Origin of the sequence: Aggregatibacter segnis (genome assembly GCF_003130075.1) — a bacterium.
Taxonomy (GTDB): domain Bacteria; phylum Pseudomonadota; class Gammaproteobacteria; order Enterobacterales; family Pasteurellaceae; genus Aggregatibacter; species Aggregatibacter segnis_A.
This window is the reverse complement of record NZ_NRCW01000003.1, coordinates 282,398-299,879: the sequence shown is the minus strand read 5'-3', so window position 1 is coordinate 299,879 and position 17,482 is coordinate 282,398. Positions and strand designations below refer to the sequence as shown.

Below are 17,482 nucleotides of genomic sequence, written 5' to 3'. Positions count from 1 at the left end.
ATTTAACTAAAAAACACTTAAAAGATTAACCGCACTTCGCGGAGAATCATTAAGCTTGTGGATTCATGATCTCATCGAAAGTCGCCGCTTTTTCGGTCACTTGTGCTTTCGCTAACACGGCATCAACCGCTTGCTCTTCTAATACTACGTTACGAATGTTATTCATTAATTCGTTGTTTTTGCTGTAGTATTCAACCACTTCCGCCGGTTGTTCATAAGCAGACGCGATTTCTTCGATCATCGCTTTAGCGCGTTCTTCATCTGCTTTTAATTCGTTAGAAGAGATAACTTGCGCTAACAATAGACCAACTAATACGCGACGTTTAGCTTGTTCTTCAAATAATTCGCGTGGTAATTGTGCTGCTTGTTGTGCATTGCCACCAAAACGTTGTGCTGCTTGTTGACGCAATACGTCAATTTCTTGTTCAACTGCAGAACTTGGCACATCAATTTGGTTTTGTTCTACTAAACCGTCAATCACTTGAGTTTTCACACGAGTGGTTAACGCGTTTTTCAATTCACGTTGCATGTTTTTACGAATTTCATTGCGTAAATCTGCAACGGATTTGGTATTTGGACCAAATTTTGCAACAAACTCATCGGTTAATTCCGGTAATACCATCACTTCAACTTTCTTCAACGTAATGTCAAATTTCGCCGCTTTACCTTTTAAGTTTTCAGCGTGATATTCTTCCGGGAAAGTCACATCAATAGTGAATTTGTCGCCCGCTTTGTGGCCAACGATGCCCTCTTCAAAACCTGGGATCATACGACCTTGACCCATGAATAAAACGAAATCGGATGCTTTGCCGCCTTCAAATTCTTCGCCGTCAACAGAACCCACGAAGTCAATAGTTACGCGATCTTCTGCTTTCGCTGCGTCTTGACTTTCAGTCCAAGTTGCTTGTTGTTTACGCAATACTTCAACCATCTTGTCAACATCTGCTTCAGAGATTTCAACAACCGGTTTTTCCACTTTGATATTTTCTAAGCCTTTTAACTCAACTTCAGGGTACACTTCAAAAGTTGCGCTGAATTTTAATTCTTTACCTTCTTCAAATTGTTCCACAGTAAAACTTGGACGACCTGCTAGGTTAACTTTGTTTTCGATAACCGCTTGGAAGAAATGGTTTTGTAATAAATCGCCTAAAATGTCTTGACGAACAGAGGCGCCGAAACGTTTTTCAATAATGTGTGGAGGGACTTTGCCTTTACGGAAACCGTCAACACGCGCGTTTTTAGCAACGCGTTTTAATTCTTCGCGGATAGCTTGAACAACGGTTTCAGCCGGAACGGTGATGGTTACACGACGCTCTAAACCTTGAGTCGTTTCAATATTTAATGACATTATGATGTTACCTCAAATTGATGCACTCGGCGAATGCTCACACCGAACACGTTATTAATAGAAAATAAGACGATGAATTATAACGAGACAAAGGCTTTCCGTCGAGGAAATGCACGATAAAAGCGCATAATTGATTAAAAAACACTCGATTTATCTATCCAAAATTAACCTCGCGGATGATAGCGTTCGTGCAAACGTTTCAAGCGTTCTTTCGCCACATGGGTATAAATTTGTGTCGTTGATAAATCACTGTGGCCCAACAACATTTGCACCACACGCAAATCCGCACCGTGATTTACCAAATGCGTCGCAAAAGCGTGACGCAAAACGTGTGGCGACAACATGTTGCTATCAATTTCCGCCAGCACCGCATAATGTTTAATCCGATGCCAAAATGTTTGGCGTGTCATTTGTGTACCGCGACGGCTTGGAAATAGCACATCAGAACTTTGTCCATCCAATAAAATCGGGCGGGCAAACAGCATAAATTGTTTCACCCAATGGGTGGCCTCCTCTCCCATCGGCACAATACGTTCTTTATTGCCTTTGCCGATGACCCGCACGACGCCTTGATTTAAATTGATGCTATCGGTATGTAATGAAATTAATTCCGTGACCCGCAACCCCGTGGCATACAACAGCTCCAACATCGCTTTATCGCGTAGTTCAATCGGCTGATCCAAACGTTGCACATTCAACAAATCCGTGACTTGTTGCTCGGTTAAATACTTCGGTAAACGGCTGGGTAATTTAGGCGAACTCAGCACCGCACTGGGATCATCAGTGCGGTATTTTTCTTGATACAAATATTGGAAAAGCTTTCGAATAGCACTCAATAATCGCGCCGTGCTGGTGGCTTTATAGCCCTGTTCTACCCGCTCACCGAGAAAGGTTTGAAGATCGACCGAATCCAAGCCGAGCAACGACAACTTGCGCTCACTAAGCCAATCACAAAGTGCGGTGAGATCCAAGCGATAAGATTGCACGGTATTGGGTGACAAGCCTTTGCCTATCCATAATTCATTTAGAAATAAATCGAGCAAGGTAAGATCATTCATGTTTAGCCCCGATGCAGTAAAAAGGCTTCCACTTTACGTGGCGTCACCACGAACGCCAATGCCGCAATGATGGCCATTAAGATAAAGGTCATTGAGGGGGAATACGGATAAATCACACCGCTCAATGCAGTCAAAATCGCCACCATGGCGCTGTTTGAAATACCGTTATACAACGCTTGTAATTTAGAAATGTGCGACTGCGGTTGCGTGGTGATGTAACGCACCATGCCGTAATGCGCCACCGCGTATGTTAAGCTGTGAAGTAATTGCAAAAGCCCGATGAGCCAAATCTCACTTGTGGCGGCAAGCCCCATCCAACGTACAATACACGCCAAGGTCGCCAAATGAAAAAGAGTGCTGACCTTCCAGTTTTGCAGTAAACGGCGAGAAAAGAAAAACAGCAAAATTTCGGCAATCACACCTAAGCCCCATAGCAAGCTGGTTTGCGAAACGGAAATCCCCAGACTTGTCCAATATAACACACTATAAACATAATAGGCGGCATGTGAGCCCTGAATTAAAGAGGAAGCCAACAAAACCCGTAATGTCGTGTTGTTTTTTAATAAATCCCAATAACCTACATTCGTGGTTGCCTGTTCCGAGAGTTCATCTTGTGGGGGAATCGTGGGTGTCACGCATTGCATCACCGAATACGCCAATAAAAGTGCGGTCAAAATCCAGACAATATTTTGCTCACCGAAAAAGCCAATCACATTGCCAAATAAGGTTACGCCAACCACAAAGGCAAGGGAGCCAATGAGCCGAGCCTTACCGTAATCCAACTGAATTTGCCGCTGCCAAGTAGTAGCCAAGGAATCCGTAATCGGCATACCTGCCGCATTGACCATGGCAAATAAGCCAATAGCAGAAAACAGCAACCAAAAATTCTCCGCAACAACACTTAACCCGGCCATAATCAACGCTCCGGCAAGCGCCAACACACGCAAAGAATTGATCAACTGTGAAGCGCGTTTAATTAAACCGGAAAAAAACAAACCGCCGACAAAGCGAAAGACATAAGCACTTGCCAACACCATGCCGATCAGTTCTTCGCCATACTGTTGTGATTTCAACCAAACCGGGAAAAACGGCACGAATACACCATAGGCGCAGTAGTAGCCGAAAAAGCTCAAGGCGAGCCAAGTAAAAGGACGAACAAGCATTAGAATAAGGTTTCCATTTCTTTAGAACGTGCGACACAAGCTTGCATGGCTTGTTGCACGATGCCATTAAATTGATGTTGATTTAACACATTCAGCGCCGCTGCGGTAGTGCCGCCTTTGGACGTTACATTTTGGCGCAATGTCGATAAATCTATCTGAGGATTTTCCACCACCATTTTGGCCGAGCCTAACATTGCCTGTTGCACTAATTCTCGCGCGTTTTCAGCGGATAACCCCATTTCAATTAAGCCTTGTTGCATGGCTTCCAAAAATTGAAAGAAATACGCCGGACTACTGCCAGACGCGGCTGTGACGGCATGCATCTGTTCTTCCGACGCCACCCAAAGAGTTTTGCCTACGGCGGACAATAAATCCTGCGCAAAAGTGCGGTCGTTTTCTGAGGTGTTTTTTGCTGCAAATAATCCTGCCATGCCCTCGCCCACTAAGGCCGGCGTATTTGGCATCACACGCACAACAGCGTGAGCGGTCGGTAAAAGCGCAATTAATCTTGCCACGGAAATACCTGCCGCAATCGAAATCAGTAATTTATCGGAAAAATCCACCGCACTTAAAGGCGTACAAACGTCGGCAAGTACTTGCGGTTTGACGGCTAACAATACGACCTCTGCCTGTGCGACGGCGGCGATATTATCCGTTGAGGTGCGTACACCTTTTTGCGCAAATAAATCACGCTTTTCTTGATTCGGATCGCACACGATAATTTTATCGGCAGGATAAGCTTGTTTTAATAAACCAAACACAATAGCTTGGGCCATATTGCCGCCACCGATAAAGCACACCAATTTATGTTGCATATTTCACCTTCAAGTAAGTTACAATAGCGCACATTTTACCTGAATAAGCATAAGGATCTACCATGTTTTGGTTCAAAAACGCCATGATTTACCGTCTGACTAAATCCCTTGATTGGTCGGCACAGCCTCTCTCCACCGCCCTTGGAAACAATCAATACCACCCTTGCCACCAATCGGAACAAAGCAAATTTGGTTGGTCTGAACCGCTCAAAGGCAGCGAACTTTTATATTTTGCTGTTGGAAAGCAGATTTTATTGTTGGCGCAAAAAGAAGAGAAAATTTTACCCTCTCATGTGGTAAAACGTGAATTAGACGCCCGTGTGGAAAAACTCGAACAGGCGGAAAATCGCAAGCTGAAAAAAGTAGAAAAACAAACCTTAAAAGACGATGTAATTGCAACCTTATTACCTCGCGCATTCAGTAAATATCAACAAACCGCGATTTGGATTGATACAGAAAATAATTTGATTTATGTGGACGCTGCCTCAGCAAAACGTGCAGAAGAGGTGCTGGCGCTGTTACGTAAATCATTGGGTTCGCTGCCTGTGGTGCCACTGACTTTCGCCAATGAGCCGGCACTTATCATGCAAAACTGGATCGCCCAAGAAAATACGCCGGAATGGCTTGTGCCATTGGAAGAAGCCGAATTACGCGATAGCCAAACGAACGCTGTGATTCGTTGCAAACAACAAGCGTTAGATAGTGAAGAGATTCTCTCTTTAGTCCATTCGAAGTTCGTCACCAAACTGGCACTGGAATGGGAAGCGCGTCTGTCATTTGTATTAAACGAAGATTGCAGCCTGAAACGCTTAAAATTTGCCGATCAGATTCGAGAGAAAAATGACGATATTTTGAAAGAAGACTATGCCCAACGTTTCGATGCGGATTTTGTATTAATGACCGGCATTTTGAGTCAACTCACAGAAAATCTATTGCACGATTTCGGCGGAGAAAAAGAGCGGTTGTAATTTACAGAGAATTGACTCGCTGATTGCAGAAATTACAGAATCAAAAAGGGCAAGTTAAAATAGCCCTTTATTTTTATCAAACGATTTCTGCCGTGTAATTTAATTTATGTGTACATCGACGGAATACTGAATGTCTTTCGGTGGCATGTAGTTATCCAAAGCGCCTTTTACCATCGGTTCGCGATCTTTGGTTTCAATCACCATGGTCACTTTCAAATCACGTTTTTGCGCGTCTTTATCCCATGTAGTAAACAAGGTTTTCGCACCGTATTTGTTGTTTTCTGTCACATAGGCATCCAAATAATTGCCTTCAAATTGAATGGATTTGACTTGTTGATACTCTCCGTTAAATGGTAACGGCGCCCACAAATTTGCTTGACCTTGTGAACCTTTCGGCGCAATTAAGTCGTAAGTTTGGGTGAATTCATACAGATGAGAATCAGTATTGTAATTAGGTAAAGAGGTGTTGGCATAAGCCATTGCGCTGCAAGAAAACACCGCAGTTGCGATAAGATGCTTCATCCAGAAGACTTCTTAAATTAGATTGGAAGTTAAACTTAACATAAATCCACCGAAGTGAACGAAAGCTATACTAATGAATTTCAGGAAGAAGCTCAATGCAATCTAAGATTATTTTTGATGAGAAAAATGAGGTGAAAATTTATCTATGAATAAACATTCAAACCTGTTCAGAAACGCTGATGATAAATGTTGTGAAATTCAAAAACATTGTTTTTATAACCGCACTTTAGAGGACAAAACCTTATTTTGCCGCAATCCCCTGCGCACAAGCATAAGCAGAACTCCATGCCCATTGGAAGTTGTAGCCGCCAAGCCAGCCGGCAACGTCCAACACTTCCCCGATAAAATACAAGCCTTGTACTTTATTGCTTTCCATGGTTTTGGACGAAATTTCATGGGTATCCACGCCGCCCATAGTCACTTCTGCGGTGCGATACCCTTCCGTGCCATTCGGCACAAACTGCCAGTGGTGGATTAAATTCACTAAATTTTCTAACCGCACTTTGCTTAATTGGGCAATGGCTTCATCTTGTATAAAGCCTTTTTCAAGCCATAACTCCACTAATTTTTTAGGTAATAAACGGCTTAATACGGTTTTTAACTGTAATTTCGGTGAAGATTGACGCAGTTCCTTTAAATGATGACGAATATCGTTATAAGGCAATAAATCAAGATGAATGCTTTCGCCCGGTTGCCAATAGTTGGAAATTTGCAAAATCGCCGGTCCGGATAAACCACGATGGGTAAAAAGCATTTGGTGGGTAAAGGTTTTGTGGTGATTAGTCGCCGCCACATCTAAGGAAATGCCAGATAACGCGGCATAAAACTTATCGCACTCACGCCAAGTAAAAGGCACCAAACTTGCCCGAGGTGCAATGACACGAATGCCGAATTGCTCGGCAATTTGATAACCGAAAGGCGTTGCGCCCAAGCCCGGCATAGATAAACCGCCGGTAGCAACGACTAAATGAGTACAATACAATGTCTCACCATTTGCCACGACAGAAAATCCGTTTTCCGTTTTTTCCACAGCAGAAATGCTTTGTCTTAAGGCAATCTCCACGCCATATTTTTTACATTCTGCCAACAACATGTTGACGATATCTTCTGCGCCGTTATCACAAAACAGCTGACCAAGCTCTTTTTCGTGATAAGGAATGCCGTACTCTGCCACTAAACCGATAAAATCCCATTGGGTAAAGCGTTTTAAGGCGGATTTCACAAAATGCGGATTTTGGCTGAGATAACGACCTGAAGAAAGCTCCATATTGGTGAAATTACAAAAACCACCGCCGGACATTAAAATTTTCCGCCCGACTTTTTTGCCGTTATCTAAAATTCTGACTTTGCCACCGCACTTTGCCAATTGCGACGCACAAAATAAGCCTGCCGCCCCGGCACCGATAATGAGTGTTTCAATGGCATGGTGGCTCACTGCAACTCTCCCTTTTGCATGAAATCGACCATTTTCATTTTCTGAATCGTAGCGCGACGATCCACCGCGGAGTTACCTGAATCCAAGATTTGCTGCCAATAGTCAAGTGCGGTGGAATAATCCCGTGTTTTTAAAGCTTCTGCCGCCAACAAAGATAACGCGGAGACCTCTTTAGGATCTTGCGTCAACGCTTCATTCAATAATTGTTGTACTTGCGGCGTAATCTGTTGATGTGCCTGGAGATACAATGCCATCGCCATTAGTCCCTGCGTAGTCGGCTTACGACCATCAATTTTTTCAGCATTACCATAACAAACAAGGGCACTGTCAAAGTCATCATTTTGCATATAAGCATCACCCAACTTAACCCAGTTTTCCGCGCTATTCGGATCTTGGCGTAATTTATCCTGAATTTTGCCGATAATTGCCTCGGTTTTATTTTCTTCTGGTGTTTCAAGTTGCTGATTGTGTTGTGCGATTTGCTCCTGCTCACCTTGCTGTGCGCGGGAAAAACGTTCCAAAGAAAAATAATAGACTAAAGGAATAACAAGCAATAAAGCAAAAACCAAGAGCGTCGATTTAAGCTCAAATTTGACCGCACTTTTCTCTTGTAGGGAGTGAAAGTGCGGTCGATTTTCCACCTGTTTTTCTGGTTCAAGCGGTGATGAGCTGCGACTGGAATACCAAATCAACCCAAATGCTGCGAGCAACAAGCCTATCGGCAATAACCAAAGCAATGCGGTATTCCATTGGAACGGTGGCTTATAATTGACGAAGTTACCGAAACGCGATGTCATGGAATCAATAATTTGCTGATTGGTTTTACCTTCATTCACCATGTTATACACCTCGATGCGCAAATCGTAGGCAATCGGTGAATTAGACTCGACTAAATTCTGATTTTGACATTGTGGGCAACGTAAAGATTTCGCCAATTCCACGGCGCGAGTACGATCCGCCTGGTTATGAAATTCAAAGGTATCCACCATTTCAGCAATGGCATTGACACTGATAAATAAAAAAATTAACGCGAAAAATCGTTTCATGGTTGTAATAGCTGGTTAAGTTGAGGCACGAAAGTTTTTTGCCAAGTTTCCCGATCTAATAAGCCGGAATGACGATAACGAATAATGCCGTTGGCATCCACTAAATAGGTTTCAGGCGCGCCGTCCACGCCAAGTTTTAACGCCAATTCGCCACGGCTGTCATCAATCACTAAGGTGTAAGGATTGCCCATATGTTGCAGCATCGCAATGCCATTTTGCGGTTTGTCACGATAGTCCACGCCCACGATGGGAATCTCTTTTGCCAACTCAAGCAATAATGGGTGTTCTTGCTGACAATAACCGCACCAGCTTCCCCAAATATTGATCAAAAATGGGCGTTTCGGAAAATCTTTCGGGCTGAGTGTTTGACGATTATCCAATAAACTCGCCTGATAAAACTCAGGTACAGGCTTATCAATTAACGCAGAAGCGATTTTTTTAGGATCTTGATTCAATCCCGCCAACAATAAAACGCATACGCCAAGTAACAATGCTAATGGCAGGAAGAAAATCACTTTTCTATTCATCACGCTTTCCTCTTCGCTTCGTCATCAGTACAGAACACAATGCACCAAATGCCATCAATACACCACCGAACCACAACCAACGAATCAACGGTTTGTAATGAAGTCTGAACGTAAACTCTCCCTTACCGAGCGGATCGCCCATAACAATATATAAATCGCCCCAAAAACCACCGGACAACCCTACTTCACTCATGGTCATGGTACGCACATCATAATAACGACGTTCCGGCTGCAATTCGGCATACGGCTTGCCCTTTTCTGTCACGCTAAACGTTGCCACTTCAGCGGTAAAATTCGGGCCGATTTCATTGGAAAATCGTTCATAGTGAAAATTAAATGCGCCAAGTTGTTGGCTTTGTTGTGGCGATAAACGTACACCAATTTCACTACCGAAATAACTGCTCATGACGGCGCCCATCGTTGCAATGGCAACACCGCTATGAGCAAAAATCATCGCATAGTGGGAAAGAGCTAACTTACGCCAGTTTTGCCATAATGTTGCCAATAATAACCAAATCGCTAAGGTTAGTAGGAAATAGGCTGTCCATTTAAACTGTAACGCACCGTCATTTTGCATAAAGTGGTGAATGGCCAAATAGGAAAGCAACAAAGACGGCAACAATAACACGGCACGGTTTAATAAAATGCGTTTATCCGCTTTTGCCCAATGCAAGCCGAGCGAAATCACCATGGCAATTAACACTAACGCAATCAGCGGAAGGAAAATACTGTTGAAGTAAGGCGCACCAACAGAAATAGAGCCCCAATTCATGGCTTGGAATAACATTGGATAGAAAGTGCCGAGAAACGTGCTGACGGTAGCGATGCTCAATAAAACATTCAAAAAAAGCACCGCACTTTCTTTAGAAAGTAACTTTAATTTCACAGATTGTTGCTGCATATTCGCTTTGAAAGCAAACAAACCGAGCGCCCCAACAGTCAATAGGAAGAAAATCACAAGCAATGCAGTGCCTCGCTGGCTATCCACTGCGAAAGCATGTACAGACGTCAATGCGCCTGAGCGTACAATAAAGGTGCCGAGTACACTGAAAGCGAACGCTAACAGTGAGAAAAGCGTTGTCCAATAATTAAAGATGCCCCGTTTTTCACTGACAATTAAACTATGTAACAGTGCCAAACCTAATAACCAAGGCATTAATGATGCGTTTTCTACCGGGTCCCAGAACCACCAGCCGCCCCAGCCAAGTTCGTAATACGCCCACCATGCACCTAGCACGATGCCTAACGTTAAAAACAACCAAGAGACCAATACCCAAACCCGCATCACGCGGGCAATTTGGCTTTCTAAATGTTGATGCAATAATGCAGTAATACTCAACGCAAAATTTACGGCAAAGCCAACATAACCGAGATACAACAAAGGCGGATGAAAAATCAGCCCCACATCCTGCAACATCGGATTCAAATCGCGACCTTCCAATGGTGCAGGGAATAGGCGTCCATACGGATTAGAGAAAAAGACGATAAAAACGGCAAAGCTAAAACAAATTAAGCCTAAAATCACCAAACTCTGCGCCACAAAAGTGCGGTCATTTTTTCGATTAAATAATGCAAACAGCACAACCCAAACAGAAAGTGAAAATAGCCAGAACAACATCGAGCCTTCATGCCCCCCCCAAGTTGCCGCAATTTTGAAGAAAGTTGGCAATTGAGAATTCGAATGGGCCGCGACATATTCCAACGTAAAATCATCCACCGCAAAGGAATACGCCAAAATAGAAATGGCGGCTAACGTAAATAAGCCAAAGCAATAGCTTAATCCCCAAGCTAATTGGGTCAGTGCCGGCTTACGCAGCCAAAGCCCAAGTTGTGGAACAACGGCGAGCAACAACGCGCTCATCGTAGCAAGAAGAAGAGAAAGAAAGCCTAGTTCGGGGAGCATAAAATAATCTCGTGTTTTAGATTGTCATGTTGGTTTTGTGGTTGATCACTTCAGGTTTCGCCTGCATTTTATACTGCCTCTTTAATAAAGAAGAGGTTAGGAGGAATTTTAACGATATTAAACAACCCATAAGGTTGAAATCACTTCTGCCAAATCTCCCCTTCCCCTCTTTGCTAAAGAGGGGAAAGTTAGATAAAAACGTTTAAAATTTTAACCGCACTTTACTCGTAGAAAAAACAAATCAGATTTCCTTCTTTGAGCCGTCTTTCTTTTTTATTTTTCTTTGCCAAAGAAAATAACGCCAAACAAAAAGGCGTATTTTACTACGCCTTTTGATACAAACAAAAACCTTATCATGCGGTAGTAAGCTGTCCTGCGTACAGAATAAAGTAACGCAAGCATAACACCCCGATCAAGTCGAAAATCGACACTAGGATGATAAAGTTCTTGTTGAATTTCCAACGATCGCTAACAAACATATTAGCAACTAATGGGATTAAGATACCAATAAAGAATACCCCAATCCAGAACACTGCACCCCAGAAGCCAGATAATGCATTTTCCAATGCAACGACTTTTTGACCGCCACCGAAGTAAAGTCCAACGAAGAAACATACTAATAAACCAAACTCGGTAACCATAATCGGCACTTCAAATTTATGAATGAAGTGAGATTCATGGGAATCACCTTTTAATTTACCTGCAATAAGGATAAATAAGAAGGTGGCTGCGATACCTGATGATGTACCTGAGGCTAGGAATAGCGCCGGTAATACCGGGTTATTCAGCATCGGGTAGCTAATCAACGCGGAAAGTAAGAAGCCGGTATAAGCCCCTAACACGGCAGCTAAAACGAATAGGATAACTTCACATGGACCAACCACGCGTTCAATTGCATTAATCCATTTCACTAAGAAACCCAGTTTTGGCATGAAACGATTAATCAAGGCAGCGATCTCATCTTTAAAAATCACTGCACACCATAACACGAGGAAGAGCATATACACTTGGAATAACATTACCCCCATAGACATTACAGAGTTGAATTGATAGTTAAACATCAATTTCCAGAATGTCCAAGGACGTGCCAAGTGGAAAATTAACAGGGTTAAACCAATTAATGTTGGCACAGAACCTAAAACGGCGGCCGCTCGGATAATCCAGTTTTTGCTAGGATTTTCTAATTTGTGACTCCGTTTATAAGCAATCGCTAATTGTACCGCACCGGAAGAAATACCAAGTAAGAATAAATAGATAGCGATTGTTGAATCCCACACCAAATTAGGTGTGTGAAACGGAACAGGATAATCTAATGTCATCTTCTTGGCTCCCCGTGTTGGAATGGAATATGGTAAAGATTTGGTTGAGTACCTAATTCCACTTTCGTGCGATAAACCGGATTTTCTTTCACTTTGCGGGAAACTGCACTGCTTGGATCATTCATATCGCCAAAGGTTAATGCTTTGGTTGGACAAGCTTCTACACAAGCAGGTTGTTTGCCAGCTGCTAAGTTTGTATCGCGACAGAAGTTACATTTATCCGCAGTACGGTGTACTGGGTGAATGAAACGTACGCGGTAAGGACAAACTGCAACACAGTATTGGCAACCTACACAAAGATCTTTATGCACATCGACGATACCTGTTTCAGGATCAATAAATGATGCACCGGTCGGACAAACTGCCACGCAAGGGGCGTTTGTACAGTGTTGGCAAGATTGACGGAAAAACTCGTATTCTTGATTTGGGAATTCGCCGTAAGGTTCACTACGGAGAATTTCCAAACGTGAAACGCCTTCAGGAACGTGGTTTGTTTCACGACAAGCATCCATACAAGCGGTACAGCCGATACAAGCTGTTTCGTCGTGTACCATTGCATAGCGTTTCGGTTTATCCGCCTTTTCCTCTTTCGCTAAAGAGGTCACTGATGTTCCCGTCATAAGGATTAATGCCCCCATGCCGGAAACAAAGTTTCGGCGTGAACAAGCTGTCATTATTTATCCTTTTGTTCGGTTGATTGCGTTTGTGATTGTGTGTCTTTTGCCGCTTTGCGTTTTTGTTGTTCGCCGTGGCAATCTACACAAAGTTTCACACGATTTTTCGGTTCAATACCTTTCATCGCATCATCTTTCGGGTGTAATGTGTGGCAGCTTGCACAAGGCAATTTCATTGCGTGAACATCGTGCGCCCAAAGTTTTTCACGAAGTTTTGCAGGTTGGTGACAAGCAAAACAAACTTGGTTTTGTTCTTGCGCGGTATACATTGGTTTTTTATCACCAAAGATATCGCCATCAAAACGCATCACATCTTTTGCACCACGACGGTGATCTTCCGAAATATTACCGTGACAGTTTACACAGTTAATCGGTTTACCTGTGTTAGGGCTTTTTTGATTTAAGTGTGCGCCGTGAAATTTACCAAAATGCAATTCACCACCGGATTGATCTAAAGTTTGACTTTTATCGGCTTTGTCAAATTTGTGACATTTCGCACAATATTGGTTTGGATCACGTTGATTATCCAATTGTGGCTCATAAGTGAGTTGAGAGGCTGGTGTTTTTACCATCTCTTCCGCACTTGCAGCCATTGGCATTGCCACAAGCATTGCAAGCAATGCGAGGGATTTTGCCGATTTGCTGATTAAAGAAGTTAAATTCATTCTGATTACCTCAAATATATGGTTAAAAATGACCGCACTTCGACACTTTAGTTACAAAGTGCGGTTCTTTTTTTATTGTTTTGTTGCGGTATCTTCAGCTAATTTGCCATTGGCTTTCGCTTCTTTTACCCATTGAGGTACAACAGTTTCTAAGAATTCTTTTTTCGCTTTACGTTCTTTCTCGATATCGATACCCATTACTTTCCATGCTTTATCAGCTGTAGAAATATCTGGTACTTCAACCGGAGTTTTCACGCCATGTTTAGTTAAGATTGCTGCGAGTTTAGCGCGAGCATCCGCTGCTTTGTCTAAACCGGAACCTAATACGCGAAGCATTACATCAGGTGCGTGCATGTGGCCACCGTGGCTTGCTGCAGAGTAGTCCCAACGCCATTGAGCGTGACGGATATCCATTAAAGCAGGTTCCATTTCTTCTTTAGTTGCACCTGCATCCCATGCCGCTTTCGCTTCAAAGTGAGCACGAACAACTTGATCTTCTAAACGACCCATTACATCTTTCACTTCTTTTTTACGTGAAGCAACGATGTCTTTAAGTTTTTCTTTGCTTTGATCGTGACAGTTTGCACAAGTGGTATCAAATGCATCGAATGGGTTTTGGATTTGGTGGTCGGTGTAAACTTTACCGTCTTTACCTTGTACTTTAGGCATGTGACAGTCGATACAAGTTACGCCGTTTTTACCGTGCATACCTAAAGACCAAATTTCAAAGTCAGGGTGTTGCGCTTTTAACATTTGTGCTTTAGAAAGAGAGTGAGTCCAGTCACTGAAGCCGATATCATCGTAGTATTTTTCGATATCATCAACAGTTTGACCGTTGTTCCACGGGAAGGTTACTTGTTTTAAGTCGCCCGCGAAGTAGTATTCAACGTGACAGTTTGCACAGATTTCAGCACGTTTTTCAGTGCGAGCAGCTGTGTTAAAGCTTAAGTTAGCTTGTTCTTTACCTTCAGCTTTTGCTTTTGCTTGAAGTGCATTATTTAAGTGATCTAATGCACGAAGAACGTGTGGACGAGCAATACGTAATGCTGGTTTGCCTTCGGCAAAGTCTTTTGATGTAGTATCGTGACAGTCTGCACAACCGATCGAGTTGACCACTTCTGGTCCACCTTTAGCCCATTTGGCACCAAAGTAACCATCTTCACCCCATTCCGCGATTAAACGTGGAACGTCTGGACCTTTACAAGTCCAACATGCCATTGGTTGTGGGCCATCATTTGCATTTTTGGGCGCACCAGTACGTAAAATATTACGTAAATCTTCTACTGCATAAACGTGACCACGAGGTGCGTTATATTCTTTTGCGAAAGAATAGCCCCCCCATAACACGATTAAACGAGGGTCTTGTTCATCAGCATAGATGATTTTGTCGCCTTTTTCAGTCGCTTTCCACGAATTGAATTGGCTAGGATATTTTTCAGCAAATTTCTCATTCACTGCTTCAATTTTTACGTTCGGGTTAGGTGCTTCGACAGGTTGCTCAACCGGTTTGTACACTAATTCCGCCATCGCCGAATTACATACGCCGAAAGCTGCAAAAGAAGCTGCTACGAGTAGGCTTTTTCTCAATGCGTTCACGATAATCACTCCAATAAGGTTATTAAATGGCTTCTATTAAAATTAATAGAAGGTTACAAAAACATCTGTTATCAGCTCATTAGTAATGAGAATTTTTATCATTAATAACAATATGATAGAAGACATAACGACTTAAAATCAGCGGTAAAATAGCGAAATAATCATGTTTTTTCTATGGATATTTGCACTTTTCTTGTTCTTGATCAATTTTTAAAATTTAGGACTTAATTTTGTTTATTTTTGTAGCATCATTATCGATATATCCAAACCTCAAAGATACTTATTTATAGGTATTCAATCAAATGCCCACTCTAAAACCGCCACTTCACATATAACTATAAAGAGGTATTAAATTTAATACCCTATGCTACATTTACTTGAACGAAACAAAAAGGCTAAATTCCGAAAAGAATTTAGCCTTTTAAAAAATAAGTGCGGTCAAAAACAGCGCTATTTTTTCTAAAAATTAAATCAATTTAATTTTCCTTATTTGGTGTCACTTGCTGATGTTTCTCTTTTTCCTGACCTTCTAACGCATCACGCGCAGAACGAATGCTACGCTCAATAATTGGTGCTCTAGGGTCATCTTTCGGTAACAGTTTTAACATCATTGCCCATGTGACGGCCGCCATTTTGTAATCTTCCGTTTCAAAATAACTAAACGCCAACAAGCTTAAGGCTTCAATATTGCTATGATCCTCACGAATCACTTCGCGTAATAAATTATTGCCTTTTAACTTGTCCGTCGTGTCTTCAGAAAACATTAAAACACGAGCATACCCGAGCTTATACTGGTTATTATCAGGTTCTAACTTATTCGCACGAGCAAAACTATCCAACGCCATTCTTGGTTGTTGCAAATTCATACCAAGTTGCCCTAATAACCACCAATTTTTCGCGTTGTTTGGATTTTTCTGTAAATCAACTCGAAGTGCGGTCGCAAATTGTTGCATTTCTGCTTCATCTAGCGGGTTGGTGCTCTCACTTTTTATGCGCTCATAAAAGTACGGTAGTTTTTCTGCCGTTTTTTCTAACATGATTTCTGATTGCCAAGAACCCACTGCAAAATATGCGGCACCGGACAAAATTGCTAATGCTAAGAAACCTGAGACAAACCATAACTTGCCGTAATTTTTCTCACTGAGAAAAGTACTTTCAGCCTGCTGAGGAATATCCTCCAAAAGGGATTGTTGTAATTCTAATTTAAGCTGTTCGGTATTTTCTAATAAGCCTTGATTTTCATCTCGTTCCAGCTCTTTTAAACGCTCGAAATAAAAGGCTTTATTGAGATCATCGCGTTTTACTGACGTACTTTTTTTGGCTTTTAATAACAACGGGAAAAAACAAATTAACGCTGCCACCAACGTTAAGATGAGAATGCTTAACCATAAATTCATCTATCATTCTCCTTGTTTAATAACGTATTCAAACGGTTTTGTTGTTCTTCGGTTAACACATTGTTGGCGTTTTCCGCTGTCTGACTTACTCTCCCACCTTGCGAATGTTTGCGACGGAAAAGCACCAAAACGCCAAGTAAAATGAAAAGAATCGGCGCACACCAAAGAATCATCGTAACGGGTGTTAACGGCGGATCATAAGTGACAAAATTACCGTAGCGATCCACCATGTACTGCACAACATCTTGTTTGGATTTGCCTTCTTGCAATAACTCAAACACTTTGCCACGCATATCCACCGCGATCACTGCGTTGGAATCGGCAATGTTGTTATTCTGACATTGCGGACAGCGTAATTCCTGCGTTAACGCGTGATAATCATCTTCCTGTTGCGGTGAACTGAAATTCAATGCATCAATCGCTGCAGAAGCACTAACGCTAAACAAAAGTGCGGTAGAAAATAAAAGTGTTTTTATCATTACTCTTTCCCTCCGCCTAATTTTTGATAAATCGGCTGCAAGGTTTCCTGCCAAACTTTTTCGTTTACATCACCGGCATAGCGATAATGAATCACGCCATTGCCATCAACAATAAAGGTTTCCGGCGCACCATACACCCCTAAATCTAAAGCAAAAGACCCTTTTTCATCTTTCAACACGACCTGATAAGGATTACCAAGATCCTTCAGCCATTTCATCGCTTTCTCGTTGTTATCTTTATAGTCCAAACCAATGATCGTCACCCCTTGTTTCGCCAATTGGTTCAGATATTGGTGTTCGGCATAACAAGTAGGACACCAGGTCGCCCATACATTGAGTAAAACGGGTTTGCCTTGCTTAAACAAGGATTCATCATAGGTTTTATCTGAAAGCAAATTCGGTAACGTTTTTGCCGGAACAGGTTTACCCACTAGCGCAGATTCTAATGTTTTCGGATCATCGCCTTGTGAATTGCGTTGCAACTGCACCAGAAATGCCGTCGCTAAACCTAAAAAAATGATTAAAGGTAAATATAATTTTTTATTCATTATCAATACTCTATTACGC

16 protein-coding genes and 1 pseudogene are annotated in these 17,482 nt (G+C 42.3%); 1 reads left to right on the top strand and 16 read right to left on the bottom strand.

The window, feature by feature from the left end; all coding sequences use genetic code 11:
* Positions 1–49: 49 nt before the first annotated feature.
* The 4 genes from tig to proC form a co-directional block, all read right to left on the bottom strand.
* Complete coding sequence (tig, locus tag DK415_RS05360) at positions 50–1,348, bottom strand: trigger factor (protein WP_109128499.1); 1,299 nt, start codon at positions 1,346–1,348, stop codon at positions 50–52.
* Between the two features lie 164 nt (positions 1,349–1,512).
* Positions 1,513–2,406: a site-specific tyrosine recombinase XerD gene (gene xerD / locus DK415_RS05355; protein WP_109128498.1), complete on the bottom strand. Its 894-nt coding sequence runs from the start codon at positions 2,404–2,406 to the stop codon at positions 1,513–1,515.
* Positions 2,407–2,408: 2 nt separating this feature from the next.
* Positions 2,409–3,569, bottom strand: coding sequence for a 3-phenylpropionate MFS transporter (locus DK415_RS05350; RefSeq protein WP_109128497.1), 1,161 nt, complete (start codon positions 3,567–3,569; stop codon positions 2,409–2,411).
* Positions 3,569–4,384, bottom strand: a complete 816-nt coding sequence (gene proC / locus DK415_RS05345; RefSeq protein WP_109128496.1) for a pyrroline-5-carboxylate reductase — start codon at positions 4,382–4,384, stop codon at positions 3,569–3,571. The genes DK415_RS05350 and proC overlap by 1 nt, the downstream gene beginning before the upstream one ends.
* A gap of 62 nt (positions 4,385–4,446) precedes the next feature.
* Here proC and rdgC point away from each other — a divergent pair, with 62 nt between their 5' ends.
* Positions 4,447–5,352 carry a recombination-associated protein RdgC gene (gene rdgC, locus DK415_RS05340; protein WP_109128495.1) on the top strand — a complete coding sequence of 302 codons (906 nt, stop codon included), beginning with the start codon at positions 4,447–4,449 and terminating at the stop codon, positions 5,350–5,352.
* 111 nt (positions 5,353–5,463) lie between these two features.
* On the opposite strand, the pseudogene DK415_RS05335 reads toward rdgC, so the two are convergent.
* The 12 genes and pseudogenes from DK415_RS05335 to DK415_RS05280 form a co-directional block, all read right to left on the bottom strand.
* Positions 5,464–5,874 (bottom strand): annotated as a pseudogene (locus tag DK415_RS05335) (transglutaminase family protein); the annotation flags it as partial.
* A 241-nt stretch (positions 5,875–6,115) separates the two neighbouring features.
* A complete protein-coding gene (locus DK415_RS05330) occupies positions 6,116–7,309 on the bottom strand; it encodes a BaiN/RdsA family NAD(P)/FAD-dependent oxidoreductase (RefSeq protein ID WP_109432763.1) in 1,194 nt (397 codons plus the stop codon).
* Entirely contained in the window at positions 7,306–8,355 is a 1,050-nt protein-coding gene (gene nrfF / locus DK415_RS05325) for a heme lyase NrfEFG subunit NrfF (RefSeq protein WP_109103966.1), read from the bottom strand. The genes DK415_RS05330 and nrfF overlap by 4 nt, the downstream gene beginning before the upstream one ends.
* A complete protein-coding gene (locus DK415_RS05320) occupies positions 8,352–8,882 on the bottom strand; it encodes a DsbE family thiol:disulfide interchange protein (protein WP_109103965.1) in 531 nt (176 codons plus the stop codon). Before DK415_RS05320 ends, nrfF begins: the two co-directional genes overlap by 4 nt.
* On the bottom strand, positions 8,875–10,785 hold the full coding sequence (gene nrfE, locus DK415_RS05315) for a heme lyase NrfEFG subunit NrfE (protein ID WP_109128493.1): 1,911 nt from the start codon (positions 10,783–10,785) through the stop codon (positions 8,875–8,877). Before nrfE ends, DK415_RS05320 begins: the two co-directional genes overlap by 8 nt.
* A 353-nt stretch (positions 10,786–11,138) precedes the next feature.
* A complete protein-coding gene (gene nrfD / locus DK415_RS05310) occupies positions 11,139–12,104 on the bottom strand; it encodes a cytochrome c nitrite reductase subunit NrfD (RefSeq protein ID WP_109103963.1) in 966 nt (321 codons plus the stop codon).
* A complete protein-coding gene (gene nrfC / locus DK415_RS05305) occupies positions 12,101–12,778 on the bottom strand; it encodes a cytochrome c nitrite reductase Fe-S protein (protein WP_005695543.1) in 678 nt (225 codons plus the stop codon). The genes nrfD and nrfC overlap by 4 nt, the downstream gene beginning before the upstream one ends.
* A complete protein-coding gene (gene nrfB / locus DK415_RS05300) occupies positions 12,778–13,443 on the bottom strand; it encodes a cytochrome c nitrite reductase pentaheme subunit (protein ID WP_109103962.1) in 666 nt (221 codons plus the stop codon). The genes nrfC and nrfB overlap by 1 nt, the downstream gene beginning before the upstream one ends.
* A 72-nt stretch (positions 13,444–13,515) precedes the next feature.
* Positions 13,516–15,039 (bottom strand): ammonia-forming nitrite reductase cytochrome c552 subunit, encoded by a 1,524-nt coding sequence (nrfA, locus tag DK415_RS05295; protein WP_204098399.1) that lies wholly within the window; start codon positions 15,037–15,039, stop codon positions 13,516–13,518.
* A gap of 476 nt (positions 15,040–15,515) precedes the next feature.
* The gene (ccmI, locus tag DK415_RS05290) at positions 15,516–16,436 is read right to left on the bottom strand and encodes a c-type cytochrome biogenesis protein CcmI (protein ID WP_109432762.1); all 921 of its coding nucleotides are present in this window, start codon (positions 16,434–16,436) and stop codon (positions 15,516–15,518) included.
* Positions 16,433–16,915, bottom strand: a complete 483-nt coding sequence (locus tag DK415_RS05285; protein WP_109432761.1) for a cytochrome c-type biogenesis protein — start codon at positions 16,913–16,915, stop codon at positions 16,433–16,435. The genes ccmI and DK415_RS05285 overlap by 4 nt, the downstream gene beginning before the upstream one ends.
* Positions 16,915–17,463, bottom strand: coding sequence for a DsbE family thiol:disulfide interchange protein (locus tag DK415_RS05280; protein WP_109432760.1), 549 nt, complete (start codon positions 17,461–17,463; stop codon positions 16,915–16,917). Before DK415_RS05280 ends, DK415_RS05285 begins: the two co-directional genes overlap by 1 nt.
* Between the last annotated feature and the right edge of the window lie 19 nt (positions 17,464–17,482).

Excerpts from the sequence above, each read along its gene's own strand:
- DK415_RS05285 (WP_109432761.1), bottom strand. The coding sequence starts at position 16,915 with ATGATAAAAACACTTTTATTTTCTACCGCACTTTTGTTTAGCGTTAGT.
- nrfD (WP_109103963.1), bottom strand. The coding sequence starts at position 12,104 with ATGACATTAGATTATCCTGTTCCGTTTCACACACCTAATTTGGTGTGG.
- nrfE (WP_109128493.1), bottom strand. The coding sequence starts at position 10,785 with ATGCTCCCCGAACTAGGCTTTCTTTCTCTTCTTCTTGCTACGATGAGC.
- DK415_RS05320 (WP_109103965.1), bottom strand. The coding sequence starts at position 8,882 with ATGAATAGAAAAGTGATTTTCTTCCTGCCATTAGCATTGTTACTTGGC.
- proC (WP_109128496.1), bottom strand. The coding sequence starts at position 4,384 with ATGCAACATAAATTGGTGTGCTTTATCGGTGGCGGCAATATGGCCCAA.
- DK415_RS05350 (WP_109128497.1), bottom strand. The coding sequence starts at position 3,569 with ATGCTTGTTCGTCCTTTTACTTGGCTCGCCTTGAGCTTTTTCGGCTAC.
- ccmI (WP_109432762.1), bottom strand. The coding sequence starts at position 16,436 with ATGAATTTATGGTTAAGCATTCTCATCTTAACGTTGGTGGCAGCGTTA.
- xerD (WP_109128498.1), bottom strand. The coding sequence starts at position 2,406 with ATGAATGATCTTACCTTGCTCGATTTATTTCTAAATGAATTATGGATA.
- nrfC (WP_005695543.1), bottom strand. The coding sequence starts at position 12,778 with ATGACAGCTTGTTCACGCCGAAACTTTGTTTCCGGCATGGGGGCATTA.
- nrfF (WP_109103966.1), bottom strand. The coding sequence starts at position 8,355 with ATGAAACGATTTTTCGCGTTAATTTTTTTATTTATCAGTGTCAATGCC.
- DK415_RS05280 (WP_109432760.1), bottom strand. The coding sequence starts at position 17,463 with ATGAATAAAAAATTATATTTACCTTTAATCATTTTTTTAGGTTTAGCG.
- tig (WP_109128499.1), bottom strand. The coding sequence starts at position 1,348 with ATGTCATTAAATATTGAAACGACTCAAGGTTTAGAGCGTCGTGTAACC.
- rdgC (WP_109128495.1), top strand. The coding sequence starts at position 4,447 with ATGTTTTGGTTCAAAAACGCCATGATTTACCGTCTGACTAAATCCCTT.
- nrfB (WP_109103962.1), bottom strand. The coding sequence starts at position 13,443 with ATGAATTTAACTTCTTTAATCAGCAAATCGGCAAAATCCCTCGCATTG.